This is a genomic window from Kribbella sp. NBC_01245 (assembly GCF_036226525.1).
Classification (GTDB): Bacteria; Actinomycetota; Actinomycetes; order Propionibacteriales; family Kribbellaceae; genus Kribbella.
On record NZ_CP108487.1, the window covers coordinates 8,664,587 to 8,679,014 of the forward strand.

General features: G+C 63.5%; 14 protein-coding genes. All 14 read left to right on the forward strand.

Annotation, left to right across the window (positions count from 1 at the left end; translation table 11 throughout):
- Positions 1-138: 138 nt before the first annotated feature.
- The 14 genes from OG394_RS39910 (at position 139) to OG394_RS39975 (ending at position 14,024) form a co-directional block, all read left to right on the forward strand.
- Positions 139-4,650, forward strand: coding sequence for a DUF6531 domain-containing protein (locus OG394_RS39910; RefSeq protein WP_328992583.1), 4,512 nt, complete (start codon positions 139-141; stop codon positions 4,648-4,650).
- A complete protein-coding gene (locus OG394_RS39915) occupies positions 4,647-5,147 on the forward strand; it encodes a hypothetical protein (RefSeq protein WP_328992584.1) in 501 nt (166 codons plus the stop codon). The genes OG394_RS39910 and OG394_RS39915 overlap by 4 nt, the downstream gene beginning before the upstream one ends.
- 160 nt (positions 5,148-5,307) lie before the next feature.
- Positions 5,308-5,757 (forward strand): hypothetical protein, encoded by a 450-nt coding sequence (locus tag OG394_RS39920; protein ID WP_328992585.1) that lies wholly within the window; start codon positions 5,308-5,310, stop codon positions 5,755-5,757.
- A 12-nt stretch (positions 5,758-5,769) separates the two neighbouring features.
- A complete protein-coding gene (locus OG394_RS39925) occupies positions 5,770-6,165 on the forward strand; it encodes a DUF6188 family protein (RefSeq protein WP_328996928.1) in 396 nt (131 codons plus the stop codon).
- A 235-nt stretch (positions 6,166-6,400) separates the two neighbouring features.
- Entirely contained in the window at positions 6,401-6,643 is a 243-nt protein-coding gene (locus OG394_RS39930; protein WP_328992587.1) for a hypothetical protein, read from the forward strand.
- Positions 6,644-6,698: 55 nt separating this feature from the next.
- On the forward strand, positions 6,699-7,004 hold the full coding sequence (locus OG394_RS39935; RefSeq protein ID WP_328992588.1) for a hypothetical protein: 306 nt from the start codon (positions 6,699-6,701) through the stop codon (positions 7,002-7,004).
- A 150-nt stretch (positions 7,005-7,154) separates the two neighbouring features.
- Entirely contained in the window at positions 7,155-7,580 is a 426-nt protein-coding gene (locus tag OG394_RS39940; protein WP_328992589.1) for a hypothetical protein, read from the forward strand.
- A gap of 486 nt (positions 7,581-8,066) precedes the next feature.
- A complete protein-coding gene (locus tag OG394_RS39945) occupies positions 8,067-8,726 on the forward strand; it encodes a Crp/Fnr family transcriptional regulator (RefSeq protein WP_328992590.1) in 660 nt (219 codons plus the stop codon).
- 107 nt (positions 8,727-8,833) lie between these two features.
- The gene (locus tag OG394_RS39950) at positions 8,834-9,673 is read left to right on the forward strand and encodes a hypothetical protein (protein WP_328992591.1); all 840 of its coding nucleotides are present in this window, start codon (positions 8,834-8,836) and stop codon (positions 9,671-9,673) included.
- A complete protein-coding gene (locus OG394_RS39955; RefSeq protein ID WP_328992592.1) occupies positions 9,663-11,687 on the forward strand; it encodes a hypothetical protein in 2,025 nt (674 codons plus the stop codon). Before OG394_RS39950 ends, OG394_RS39955 begins: the two co-directional genes overlap by 11 nt.
- Positions 11,674-12,651 (forward strand): hypothetical protein, encoded by a 978-nt coding sequence (locus tag OG394_RS39960; protein WP_328992593.1) that lies wholly within the window; start codon positions 11,674-11,676, stop codon positions 12,649-12,651. Before OG394_RS39955 ends, OG394_RS39960 begins: the two co-directional genes overlap by 14 nt.
- Before the next feature lie 132 nt (positions 12,652-12,783).
- Complete coding sequence (locus OG394_RS39965) at positions 12,784-13,005, forward strand: KTSC domain-containing protein (RefSeq protein WP_328992594.1); 222 nt, start codon at positions 12,784-12,786, stop codon at positions 13,003-13,005.
- Between the two features lie 123 nt (positions 13,006-13,128).
- Positions 13,129-13,710 (forward strand): DUF6642 family protein, encoded by a 582-nt coding sequence (locus OG394_RS39970; protein WP_328992595.1) that lies wholly within the window; start codon positions 13,129-13,131, stop codon positions 13,708-13,710.
- A 92-nt stretch (positions 13,711-13,802) separates the two neighbouring features.
- Positions 13,803-14,024 carry a hypothetical protein gene (locus OG394_RS39975; RefSeq protein WP_328992596.1) on the forward strand — a complete coding sequence of 74 codons (222 nt, stop codon included), beginning with the start codon at positions 13,803-13,805 and terminating at the stop codon, positions 14,022-14,024.
- Positions 14,025-14,428 lie beyond the last annotated feature (404 nt).

The following is a 14,428-nucleotide window of genomic DNA, read 5'->3' on the forward strand; positions in this document are numbered from 1 at the left end:
CTCATCAGTAGACGTCCCATCCTGCCTCAACGCCCATTCGCACTCTCTGAGTTATCCACAGGGCGGCGGAACCGGGTGGACTTTGGGGTGCAGGTTTGACCACACTCGGTCCTGACATCGTTACGGAACGGGGGCACTATGCGGATGCGGGTCGTCGCGCCATTGGTCGCGCTGGTGATGGTCGCCGCCCAGTTGGTCGGCGTCACGCCCGCGATGGCGGTCGACACGTGCATCCACACCGACGTGAAGGTTTTTGCCGACGGCGAGCTGATCTCGGATGGCGGCAAGATCGCGTCCGACGGCGGATTCGGCCACGCGGGTACGGGTCTGACCTTCACCTTCCAGGCCAGGACCTTCCGCGCGAGCGCCGACTATTGCGTCCTGCGCACCACCGACAGCCTGACTTGGCAGGTCCCAGCCTGGCCATGCGAGAACCACCCTCGTCCCAAACCGGTCGCCACCCAGTCGCTCACGTGGAGCCTGACCGTGCCGCTCGACTGCGCGGTCGCGGCACCACCCGGCCTGCTCGGCGGCTCCCTCACCAACGGGAAGGGCTCTGCGAGCGGCAATGCGCTGATCTACGCCGGTGCGCCCGAGTGGGTGCTGCCACACGAGCAGGCGCGCGGCTTGTTCGGCCCGTTCGCCATGCAGGCAGACCCGGTGAACACGTTGACCGGCGCGTTGACCGAGGTCGCGACCGACGCGGCCGCGCCCGGTCTCGGGGTTGGCCTGTCCGTCGATCGCACGTATAACTCGAACGCGCCCGACAGCGGCGTCCACGGCAAAGGCTGGCGAACGTCGTACTCCGATCACCTCACGCTCGAGCGCGGCGGCGCGTCGCTGGTCTACCACGCCGCCGACGGCCGCAACATCCGCTTCATCCGGGCGGGCGCCGGTCCGGCGTACGTGATCGAGCGCGGCCCGGCCCGATTCGACCTGAGCCGTATGGCGGCCGGGTTCGCCCTCACGACGTACGAGCGAATGACGATGACCTTCTCGAACACGGGAGCCTTGACCGGCATCCGCGATCGCAACGGCCAAGGCGTCACAGTCAGCCAGGGCAACGGCCGGGTCCTTGCCGTCAGCAACGGTCGTCGCGCGATGCGATACACGTACGACGCGGCGGGCCTCCTGACCTCGGTCGTCCTGGCCGCTCCGGGGATGGACTCGCGCGTAGTTCGGTATGGCTACGAGGGCGGCCGCCTCACCGAGGTGGCGTCGCCCGGTGGCATGAAGACGCGCTATGGGTATGACGAGGCCGGCCGCTTAACCACGCGGACGACGGGCGATAGGCCGACACCCGAGATCACCACCAAGTACGACACCACCGGCCGGGTCGAATCGCAGACCGACGGCAACGGCCACACCATGCGATGGTCCTGGGTGGAGAACGGCGTCGCCCTCAGCGGCACGTCGACCATGACCGACCCGACCGGCGCCCGCTGGCAGAACGAGTACAAACGCGGCTGGCTCGTCGGCCAAATCGACCCCAGCGGTATTGCCGTCCGATTCAGCTACGACGCCGCCGGCAACCTCACCCACATCCTCGATGCCCAAGGCAATGGCGCCCGCCAGGCGTACGACGCTCGGGGCCGCGTGACCAAATCCGCGGCGTCCACCGGCGGAATCGTCCGCCGAGGCTTCAACGCCACGAACGACCAAACCAGCGCGCTCGACCAGGCAGGCCGCCCGGTATCAGCCAAGTACGACGGCCGCGGCAACCCGACCTCGGTCACACAGGCTGGCAAAACCGTCAGCACGACGTACGACGCTCGCGGCCTGGCCACCTCGATCCGCGACCCTCTCGGCCGGACCACCCGATTCGCCTTCACTACGGACGGCGACCTGATCCGCACCACGGACCCGGCCGGCCTCACCACGGCGTACGAGGTCGACGGCTGGGGGAGGATCACGTCCGTCAAATCACCCCGTGGCGCCGTCACCCGCATCTCGTACGACGCAGAGAGCCGGCTCGACCGGGTCGTCGGACCAGGCGGCGCCACCGTGCAAAGGCAATACGACGGCCGCGGCAGACTCACCGGGACCACCGACGCGGCAGGTCGCACCACCACGCTGAAGTACGACGAGGCCGACCAGGTAATCGCCGTCCAGGGCCCCGACAAGAACTTGCCCGAGGCAACCACCAGCTACGACCCGAGCGGTCGCGCGGTGAAACAGGTCGACCCCGGCGGACGCACCCACGAAACGTCGTACGACGTAGCCGGTCGCCCCACCACCGTCACGTACGGCGGGCGCACCTGGAAGTTCACCTACGACAAATCAGGCCGCCTCACGCGCACCACCCTGCCCTCCGGAAAGTCCGCGAGCTTCGCCCTGGATGGCCGCGGCCTAATCTCGAAGGTCACCTACTCCGACTCAACCCCCGCCGTCTCCTTCACCTGGGACGACCTTGGCCGACGCACTACCCAGACCGACGGCACCGGCAAAACCACGTACTCCTACGACGCCTTCGACCGCCTCCAGTCCGTCCGCACCCCCACCGGCGCGATCGACTACCAGTGGGACGCCGCCGGCAACCTAACCTCCCGCGAAGCCGCCAACCACACCGAGACCTACACCTGGGACGCGATAGACCGCCTAACCCAAGTCACCCTCGACGGCCGTCCCGTAGCCACCTACCGCTACGACGTGCCACGCGGCACAGCGACGACACAACACGCCGACGGCCTGACCGAGGTGCAGCGGTACGACGAGCGCGACCGGCTCACGTCCACGGTCGTGACCCGAGGTGCATCGGCGGTCCGCAAAATCGAGTACGGCTACGACGCCGTCCACCAAGTGATCCGCACGAGCGACTCCAAGGCGGGCAATGCGGCCTACGAGTACGACCCGTCCGGACGCCTGACCCAGGTCTGTTACGCCGCAGAGAAGTGCGCGCCGGACGCCAAGGACTACATCCGTTACGCGTACGACGGCAGCGGCAACCGAACCTGGGAGCAACGGCCGTCGGGCGCGACCTGGTTCGGCTTCGGGCCCGGCAGTGAACCGGCGGGCTCGATCGGTCTTCCGAGCCGATTCCCGATCGAATGGCCGCAGCTCCGCGCCAACCAACACGACGCCGACGGCAACCTCCGCACGGACGGCACAACGACGTACACCTGGAGCGCGGCCGGCAAACCCGTCTCTTCCATGCGCGACGGGGTGACCACGACCTACCAGCACGCCGGTGACGGTCGACGGATCTCCCAGACAGCCAAAGGCGCGACCACCCGCTTCCTCTGGGACCCGCTCTCCCCGCAGATCCTCGCCACTGGCCCAACCAGGTACGTATACGGCGAAGGCGTCGTCGCCAGCGCAGCCGCGGGCCGAACCACCGGCATGGTGACCGGCCCAACCGGCTCGATCCTCATGGCAGGCACCACCCACCACGACTTCGAGCCGTACGGCGCCCCGCGTGGTGCCGCAGCCTCCGGCCTCGGCTATGCCGGCGGTCTCCGCCTGCCGAACGGGACATACCTCTTCGGTCAGCGCGAATACGACCCGTCCACCGGGCTGTTTCTCTCGCCGGACCAAGGCGGCAGCGACCAGTCCTACGGCTACGCAAGCGGCAACCCGCTCACCTTCAACGACCTGACCGGAATGTTCGACCGGGAGAAGTTCCTCACCACAGTCGCCCGCATCTCCGGCTACGTCTCGACCGCAACTCTCGCCATCGCCGTCGGATGCGTTGCCTTGGTGGTCTGCGCCCCGATCGCCCCCATCGCCCTCGGCGTCTCAGTCGCAACCGGCATCGCGTCTGGCGTGGCCGACGGAATCCTCAGCGCCGAAGCCTGCGCGAAGAAAAGCAACTGCTCCCGCCTCCTCATCGACCTGGCCGTCATCGCCGCCACCAGCCGCCTCCCCGCCGTCCGCAGCCTCCGCTCCGTCGGCCGAACCGCCGGCCGCACCTGCAGCTTCACCGGCACAACCCGCGTTCTGATGGCCGACGGCACCACCAAACCCATCAGCCAGGTCCGCCCCGGCGACCAGGTCCAAGCCGAAGACCCCACCACCGGCCAACGCGGCGCCCGCACGGTCACCGCCCAGTGGATCCACACCGACACCGTCCTCGACCTCCAAACCGGCGCCGGGGTAATCACCACCACCGAAGACCACCCCTTCTGGAACCAAACCACCCACACCTACCAACCCGCCGCCGCCCTAACCCCCGGCACCCACCTCCGCACCCCCACCGCCACCACCCAGGTCCGCGGCCTAGTCCCCAGCACCACCCGCACAGCCACCGCCTACAACCTCACCGTCGACCACCTCCACACCTACTACGTACTCGCAGGCAATTCGCCGGTCCTAGTCCACAACACTGGCGGATGCGGCGAAGTGGTGCTGGAATCACTTGAGAGCTTCGAACAGGCCAGAAATAAGGCACTGCATCTACTGGGGGATATCGATCCCCGTACTCGGAAGCAGTACGTAGGGCGGCTCGAATCGGCGACCACCACCTATGGCAAGGTCGTCGGCTTCACTACTGTAGTCAACGGCCAGTATAAGAGATTTCGGCTTGACTTTGATCCCGTGAAAGGTCCTCATATCAACGTGCAGATCGGCAAAGGGGCGTCGTCGCGCAAGTGGGCTATTCCCTGGAATGGGACCGAGGAAGATTTCGCAAAAATGCTTGGTGGAAACTCGTGACTATCGAAGATACTTACGGAACAAGAGCCGATCTCATGCCGCAATCCATGATCAAGCTAGTCAAATCTCCTCCGGGGAGTGAGCGTTTATTGAGTTGGGTAGGTCGGGAAGGCGTTGAGTTCCTGCCCTTGGCAGAGCACGAGCGCTATGAGCGTGAAAGCTTAAGAGCGTATCCTCGTCTCTCTGATGGTTCAGTAGCATGGGGCACTCTGACGCCAGATCCTCGGATCCGTTCTGTAGATGAAGATTCAGTTGACCCGGTTGACTTCGTTGCGGAGTTTACACAATCCGCCAGAGATGTAGTGGTGCTGTGGGGCGACATAACTGTTCCGAGTGTCAGGATGGACGGCAGCACCCTGAGTCGATATCTATCGGATATCGTGGCATCCTTTCCCGATTTCTGGATGTATCTGCCTGCTGAGCGCATAATGCTTGAGCGTTCGTTTGACGGGGTCATGACCGCGTCCCACCTTCCCGCACATCCTTCGGCGGGATAAAGGGCGTACCGGTGACCGTATCTAAACAGTCCTTTACAGACAGACTGGCCGAGGCTCAATTTCGCCGGATCATTGACCTGTGGTCGGCGGAAGGCGCCCCGCGGGAGTGACTTTCTCGGTATCGTTTGCGTGGACCCCTTCGTCCCGGCATGCCGGGACCTTGCCGTCGAAGATTGAGCGAGATGCGGGTTATGAATATCTCGTCATTGAGGCCTGCAGGGTGTTGGCCGGAACTGACTGCAGCTTCCACATTGGTGGGTTCGGCAGGAGCGACTGGGGGCTTGACGTCGAGTACGACATGTCGGCTTTCGTAGAGCAACTCCCGGAACTTCTGGCCGGTGTGCGTGAACGTCGCCTTGTGGAGGTGGATCTCTACCCTCCGGGTGTTGAACGGACACTTGAGTTCGATCCAACTGGCGACTCCGTGGACATACGTTGTCTCTCGCGGACTGATTGGACGCCTGACCCGGTCGTCGAAACCATCGAGTTCGCCGAACTAGAACAGATGCTCGTCGACACAGCGGTCAACATCGCGAACGCCCTGACCGCTTCCGGCTCCACGATTTCGCGGCTTGCCCCTTTCAGCGACTGGCAAAGGAGGGTCGTCTGAGTGGGGGAGTCGATGCTGGTGGAGGGCGAGGACCGGTGGGTCGCCGGGATTCGAGGAGCGCAGGTCGTGTCGGTCGGCAGGCGGTCCGGATCCCGAGTCGTGGGCTTTGCCCACGGGATCGAGCTCAAGATGGACGGTCCAGTGCTTCTCACACATGGTTCTGCGCCAACTCCAGGTGTGGCATCCCTCCCGGACGAAGACCTAGAGAGATTGCGCGGGGCAACAGTTCTGTCCATGGTCCTGTTCAAGAGTGGCTCACTACGACTCGTGTTCGACACGGGCCACCATCTGAACGTCGATGGCTCGGCGCCGAACGTGGAAACGCGTTTCGTGAAGCCGGGCGAGTTCGAGTGGATCGGTCGCCGAGGCGCCGGCGTTCTCAGAATGCTCGACCCGGATTTCGGCTAGCACTCGCAGGGTGAGTCGATGCGAATGGAGCCGGGGCAACGGACCGACTGATCGTGGCGTTACGGGCGGAGAGCAGCACGGAGCCCTCCGCCCGCGTGAGTCCTGGCCCTGGTCGGATATTGATCCGAAAGACGACGGAAACCTGGGCATGCAGGCAGGGCGCTCGCCAAGCATGCCGGTCGATCGATGAATACTGGACAGCGACCGATACCGTCATGGGTTAGGTGGCAACGTGATGAAGAAAGTATTCGAAGGGCGTGAAATCGAGGTTATCGACTTCAGTGACGTAAGGGCGGATGAGCACGTCATCGAGTTCCGAGACCCGGCCTGGCGTACTAATGAATCAGTCCTGGCGATCGTCGTACCTGACGGTCGATCCTGGGAGGATGGGGCGCTGAGCATAAATCCCCACCTGAATCAGGTGTCTGTATCGTTCGTAACCTGGGCAATGAGAGTTGCCGAATCGAGGATCGACTGAGGCTATCTGACAAGTTGCTGTTGCATGGCGCTCCGAGCCGACGGGGAGAACTCTAATGGCACGTCTCGAACCCTTCCTAGCCCTAGCTTCCGCGGTTACAGAGGGCCGACTTTCGGCGCAGGAGTTCGCCATCATTTGCCTACCCCTTTACAAGAACTATCCTGATCCGTTTCCCTCACGTGAGCACTTCGAGCTCGCGACCGAGCTGTTCTACCTCGCAAATGACTATGCCGACGAGCCGTTCGATGACCTGATCGGTGCCGACCAGGTGCGGGAACGTACCGCCCAGTTGGCCATCCGAATGCATGCGCTGCTGCGTGATCCGAGAAATGATTCCGTGGCGGACGGCGAAGAGACCTGACCCGCTTCAGCTGATGGCTGAAGCGGGTCCAACCGATGGGTGCGACGGTGCGACAGGATTTCGGTCGGCGAGTGACGGCCTGAAGGGGATCTTTGAGCTCGGTAACGTTGCTGAAGTTGAAGCGACTCGCGGAATTGAGGTGATCTCCAGATGACGTCAGAGACTGGGATGTCCTTGATTGATGCGCTCGAACGCTGGAAGAACTTTGAAGAATGTTTGATCCACGATATTCGGCCGGTTCGGTACGGGTACGGGGTGGACATAGCCATCAATAGTGTCTGGCGCGATGGGAAGGTCAGGCCGGATGTCCTCCAGAAACCAGACCTTGTCACCCTAAGTCTCCTAGGCGTCGAGTCCCTGAGGTTCACCGGCGGATTGACTGACGACATGAAACGAGATCCTGCCGCCATCAACTGGGGTCTCACCGAGATCAGCCACATCGTTGACAGTTCGTCGGACGGTTCAGCGGCGATCACCGTTCATTGGCCCGGAGACCGGAGTCTGTTCGTCCAGTACCTGAACCTAGAGGTATTGGTCGCTGGTGTTGATCCTGAGCCTGGTGAGCGACTTGGCTGAAGGATCGGGAGTATCCCTGAGACCGTTGAGGAAGCGGGAGCGGGAGATTCTGGTCGCGATTACGGCTGGTGACCTGCCCGGCTTGTCGGAACTGCGCAAGCAGTTGCCTCTTGCTCGGGTACGACGTAACTGGGGCTCGGGCGAATCGCCAAGCATCGACATCGAGGTTCCAGGCAGTACTCCAGTGCACCGTGATCTCACAAATGGATGGGTCGCCAGCAACCGCTGCTCTGGAACCGGTTATGCCAAACCGGACCTGAGGCGGTTCGCCGCTCGAGGCTGCCGCTCGTTGTCTGCCGCCGGCACTCACCTCACGGGCCGCTCGCGAGGTGTCCTGGCCCTGGGCGCCGCAGGCGGTTGAGGATCGCCCAGGCACACATTTCGAACCCATCAACCTCCGGCACGATCTCCCGACACGCGGACCGAGGCTACGTGCGGTACGTCGTGGAACACTCTCTGTGGTGATTTCAGCCAGGGGAGGCCTAAATGGGCGAGGCGCACGACACCTTCAGAGAATGCATAGGTGACGCGGCATGGCGTGAGCTCCTCAATGTGGGCACATTGCGCAGCTACCGGCCCGGCACCTTCATCCTCCGGCAAGGGGAAGCCGCTGGATTTGTACTTGCACTGGAAAATGGGCGAGTCAAGCTTGTCGCCACGGCCGCAGATGGCGCGCAGTTGCTGCTGACAGTCCGCGGAGGCGGTCACCTAATCGGGGAACTCGCCGACGAGGGCCATGGCCGCCGTAACGCGAGTGTCATCGCCATTGATCGCTGTACAGCGCGCTATCTGCCTGCGCCGGTCTTCGAGCGCTTCTTAGCGCTGCAGGATCTACAGAAGGCCTTCAGCCGGTACGTCGTTGGCAAGTTCGACCAAACAGTGGAACGCCAGGTAGACCTGGCAAATCGCAGATCGGGCCGTCGCATCGCCAAGCTCCTTCTGGACGTCGTACGCCTCGCCCCCGCGGGAAGTCCCGACCCGCACCGAGTGCCCTTCACCCAGGAAGAGCTGTCGGCCTCGCTCGGTATGGCCCGCAGCACCATCGCCGAACAACTCGGGGCCTTTCGCCAGGCCGGGGCGCTCGGTCCCGGCCCGGCGCTGATCGTGACTGATGTCGATTGCTTGACCACCTTCGCCAAGGCCTGACGTCGCACGTGCGCTAGCTCACCGTAGTGCTGTCCGATTTCGGACAACCCGTCGAAGCGTGCCCGGGAAGTCTGGTGTCAGCCGAACAAACGGATGGGAGAATCACCATGAGCACACCCCAGGACGAGGGATTCGCCGGCGTCGGAGAGCTGCCGCCGTACCGCTCACTTTTGGTAGTCGACATGAAGGACTACAGCGGAAGCTCCGGTCGGGAGCAAACCAGCCTCACCCAAGAAATCCCGGGCATCATGGCCGAAGCCTTCACCCGCTGCGGACTCGACACCGTCTGGCAGCGCAAGACCTTCCACAACACCACCGGCGATGGATACGCCGTCGGATTCCCGACCGAGGTGCTGCCCTTTCTTCTCAACCCGTATCTCGGCAGCCTCCAACGCGAACTGGAAGACCGCAACCGCCACCTTCCACGCTCTCGCGCCATGATCCGCATGCGAGTTAGCGTCAGCGTCGGACCTGTCACGGACACTGGCACCAACCTCCTAGGTGACGGCAGCGGACCAGCCCGAGTGGAGCTTCACCGCCTCCTGGACAGCGGCCCCGTTCGCCACCTCCTCGCCAAATCCGACCCCGACTCCACTTTCGTCGCAGCAGTCGTGTCGTCCCGTGCTTATGAAGACGCAGTGTTATCGGGCTATGCCGACGAGCCGTCCAGCCTGTACGTCGATGCACCAGTCCAGGTCAAGACCTACCACGGCAACGCTTACCTCCGCGTCCCTAAGCCCACCGGGGGCCTTCTCACCGAAGGCTTCCGCACACCGCTAAAGACTCAGGCCGAATCTAGTGGCGGAGCGGCCGCTGCCCAGGGACAGCCGGCCGGCCACTCTCTCGGCACCGTTGGCAGCATCGGCAACTTCATCACCCACTCGTCCGGACCGATCAACACAGGCTCGGGTCCGCAGACCATCGGGGATACCAGGTATGACCGCTGAGGCTGTCGCGCCCACCGACTCGGCGCCGAGCGAGCCGCCCACGACGAGCATCGGTTCGGTTGGAGAGATCGGCGCGTTCGTTGACGGCGCGCAAGCACCGGTACACACCGGCAGCGGCGATCAGAACTTCTACGTCAGCTACCAGAGCCTCGAGCTGTCCGAGGCGGTTCTGGAGAGGGACAAAGAAGCGATGGGTGTGGTGGACCCACAGTCGATCAGCAGGCTGAAGAAGCGGTTCGTTGTTCCACGCCACTATCGAGAAGCAGCGACGATGCTGATGGGGCCGGAGCGCTGCGTGTTCATCGCGGGCAAGACCGGGAGCGGAAGGAACGCCACTGGCCAGATGCTCCTCGTGGAAGCAGGCCAGGGCAATGAGGAGTTCCGGACGTTGCAGCCAGAGCCCGATGATCCGAGCGACGAGATGGTGCGCGAGGGCGATCGACTGCTTCTCGATCTCTCGAGTCTCGGTGACTCTCGGTTCGATGCGCAGCTGGTGCGCGTTTCTAGGCTGCGTGAGCTGGTTTACAGAAGGAGTGCCCGCCTTGTGGTGATCCTGCCGGCGGATCACGCGTTGTCGACGATCGAGGAGTTCCGATCTGCTCGGGTCGAGATCACCGGTCCCGATCCGCAGGCGGTGTTCCTTAATCACCTGGCCGCTGAGGGCGTCCGGCCTTCGCCGGGCTGCGTGCAGAACCACTTTTCAAGCCTGCGGGGAAAGACCATGTCGGAGCTGATCGCGATTGTCCACGACGTCGCGACGAGCAAGCGACGCGCTCCGCACACTTCGGACGATCAGCTGGTGCTGCAGGCACTGAACTCGCAAATGGCACACCGCGAGGCGATCGAGGGCTACCTGAAGCGGCCAAAAGATGTGCCAGGTCGCGCTCTCCTTCTGACAATAGGAATGCTGGAAGGTGCTCCTGTCGAGGTCGTCTTCGAGGCCAGGAAATCATTGCTTGAAGTCGTCCGGTTTATCGACGACGGTTCCACCGACCTCGACCCGCCCGGAGCGACTAAGGACCTTGCAAGGTTCGCGGTGAAGCCGGTTGCAGAAGACGGCTGGCGCTTGAGATTCGAGGATCCGGCCCGGGGAAAGGCAGTTGTCAGCTACTTCTGGGACGAGCATCCGCTAGTGCGAGGCGCGATAGCGCGATGGGTCAGGAAGTTGATCAGCGACGAACGACTCGAGCCGGCCGATCAGCGCGGCCTCGCTCACAGGTTCGGTGCGCAGTGCATGCGAACCCTGCAGGTGGATCTCGCCCTGGAGTCCTCCGAGGAATGGGCTTTGCATCACGACGATTCCGTGCGGCAGGCCGCGTACGCCGTGCTCTCGGCGTTGCTGGCCGACTTCCGAACCGGCTCGAAAGTCAGTCAGAGGTTGTACAGCTGGGCACGAGATGAAGTCGATTCATCTCAACTCGGTGGTATGACGATCGCGTTGTGCCGGAACGTTCTCGCCAAATGGTCGCTTGACCAGGCGGTGGTCAGATTGAACTGGGTAGCTCGCCGGCATCGAGCAGCCAGGATCCGGGAAGACGCTCTTGCGGTGCTGAGGGAACTGGCTGACGACCAGCTGGGAAGGGTCCTTTTGGTGCTGTCGGCTGCGGAGCGATTCGATCCGGAGATCTTCAACGCGGTCGCTTCACCCGATCGAATCCGGGGTGCATTGGCACGAGAGCACGTCGATTGGTCGTTGCCGACGGCGTTGGAACGAGGCTGGAGCGGCCTCCTCTCCTGTGGCCGACCGGAACTGATGTACCCGTGGTTCGAGCTGATCGCAGAAGCACCTGACTCGACGGGGAAACTCGTTCGCCGACTGGCTGCGGTGTGCGGCATCGAGCGGCGGATGACCGGATCGTTGCTCATGACAGCAGCCGCCTGGATGAAGGCGGCCGATGGTCTCAGCGAGCGTGAACGGCGTGTGGTGGTCCAGTTGTCGATCGAGCAGGCGGTTCGGGCCCGTAGACCTGAGATCGCCGCGAAACGAAGGCGAGAGCGCGATGAAGCGAGCTGACAAGATCCGGATCGGCCTGCTGGTCGGCATACCTGGTGCTGTGTTGCTGGTCTCTTTGGCTGCAGGACTTCCCGGATGGCTGATCGGCCTTTTCGCCGTCGGGTCAGGCGCCGTCTCATTCGGAGTCTTCCGGGGCTTAGGGGAACGGCCAGACCTTGCGATTCCGGTGATTCCGAAAGCTGTGTCAGCCGAGATTGTTGGAGTCGCCCTGAGGAGTGCGGACGAGCGGATTCGGTTCCAGTTCTCGGCACTTGTGCACTGGAATGCTCCAATGACAGTGCGTCAGTCCCATGCCGACTTGGCCAAGGTAGCCGAGGACTCGCTACTCACGCGGGCAGCGGCAATCGCCGCGGTCTATCCGGCGGCCGAATCGGAGCTTGCCCAGCGTCGGCTGGCAGCGACACTTGGGCAGCCGTTGGAGAGCCAAGGACTGGCAGTCTGGGCAGACGAGGTCCAGCTCACGTTGAACGAGCGAGACCGCAAGTACCTCGATAAGGCCGACACACTCAAGCAGCAGTTCGATCTATGGCTACTTGAAGTGGAGCGGGAGCGGGCTACCCGCCGGTACTTGGCAGAAGACGTTCTCTGCAACAAGTCGACCGCCGTTGTTTGGTGGTTCGCGCGCAACCAGAAGGACCCGGGCGACACCGTCGAAAAGGTCGACGTGTTGAACCGACTAGTTGAGCTGGTCGCCGACGATTCGAAGCCTTTGCAGAATGGCTCCTCTACGCCGGACCTCGTGGAAGCGTTGGACAAAGTTCCCTCGGAAGAGGAACGGCACTATTTCGCCTTCGAGATCGCCGACATGTGGGAGTCGGCCGGCGAGCACGCTATTGCGGAACAGCTTCGGCAACGGTACGAACCGGATGCGAAAGTGATCGACATCGATTCGGTCGGACGGACCCGCGGGAGCCTGAGCTATCCACAGGCTGGAGGAAGCCTGGACGCGGAGGGCGGTGGTTGACCAAACTTTGTCCTTCGTGGCATGGGCGATGGACGTGGCTTGGCCCGACCCGGCTAGCGGCCCGTGCGCGCATTGGGGAGGGCATCGGTAGCGTGCGGCCCCGGATATTGGTTCTGGTCTGGGAGGTTTGTGGTGAAGCGGGAGCCGGTCAACTCAGCGAGCATTCGGTCGGTGGGCTACGACGTCGAGAGTTCCGTGCTCGAAGTCGAGTTCGTGAGTGGGGATGTCTACCGCTATCTGGATGTGCCGCAGCTGGTGCATAAGCAGCTGATGACCTCCGAGAGCATCGGCCGGTTCCTCAATTCCCGGGTCAAGCCAAACTACGCGGTCGTCGATCTTTGGAATCGGGCCTGACCGATGGCGGGTCGTCGCTGAGAGGGGTGCGGCGTACGGCGAATCGAGTAGTGCTGCCGACTGTCGGTGGGGGCCGATAGCGTCTGGAGGTAGGGGTCGGGGGTGCCGGCCGGAGGGGGAGCTATGCCGGCGCGGAGGTTGACGGGGATCTTTTGTCTTGAGGGGGAGTGGGATCCGAATCTGAGGAATCGGAACAGCGTGGAGCCGATTCTGGAGTTGCTGGAGCGGTTGGGGATCGCGCGGACGATTCATCGGGACGTCGCGACGCGGCCGGAGTTGGAGTACTACCTGCGCAAGTGGGGGCAGAAGCGGTACGCCGACTACAGCGTGCTGTACCTGGCCAGCCATGGGCTTGGCGGCAAGCTGGAGCTTGGGCAGGGATCGGTCACGTTGGCGGAGCTCGCGGATCTGCTCGAGGGAAAGTGCGCGGGTCGGGTTGTCTACTTCGGGTGCTGCCTCGTGCTGAATCAGCAGAACGACGTGTTGCAGGAGTTCGCCCGGAAGACTGGGGCGAAGGCCGTACTGGGGTATTCGCGACAGATCGATTGGCTCGACTCGGCGGCGTTCGAGGTGCTTTTGCTGGAGCGGCTGGCCAGGGGGAACCGTACGGACGCGTTCTTCAACCACCTACATCGCGACCACGGCGCCTTCGCGGAGAAGCTCGGGCTCGTCGTCTCCACCAAGAACACCACCTGGGACGCGTGATCGCGGGGAAGGCTGCTTCAGGTGGGCGAAGTCGGGTACCGGTGGTAGGTCAAGCAAACCTGTATCACGGGGTCTGTCACCGAGGAGTGGACATGGACACTCGAACCAGGACCAGTTCCCGCGTTGTCACGGCGATTGTCGTCATCTGGTTGTTGATCGGCGTCGCGGCTGCGGCCCAGCGGAACTATTTCGCGGGGTCTGACGCGAGTTGCGCCAAGTTGGGCACGATAGTGGTCACGATCGTGGCCGGCCCGTTGAACTACGTCGGCGCCAACCCGAAGGTGGACTGCGAAATGCCGCAGCCCTCGCGATGACCCGGGGAATGGGCCGTCCGCGGGCCGTGCTGGACGTAGCGGTGGCCCGGGAATAGTCCGTACGGCAAGCGGGTTAGACCACATGCCGTCCGGAACATGACCCCGGGCCTCAACCTCAGCCGCTACGAGCGGCCACTCGCCGAGAGGCGTCTGCCGGACGGTGCGGGACCCGATGGGCGGGGCTGGTTCAACCGGCTCCGTCCATTACCCATCAATGGGGTACGACGTGAGGTTCTGACGGGCCGTACGTCGTGCCGTGGCCGTCGAGGGATGCGTTGGTCGGGACGGCGGCGAGTGGTGCCGAACGGGTGTGACTGGTGTGATTGGTGAGTCGTCGAGCCGGGCCCGCCGGACGCGCCGAAGCAAGGCGGGGACCCCGATTTGCATCGGGCGGGGGAATGTCA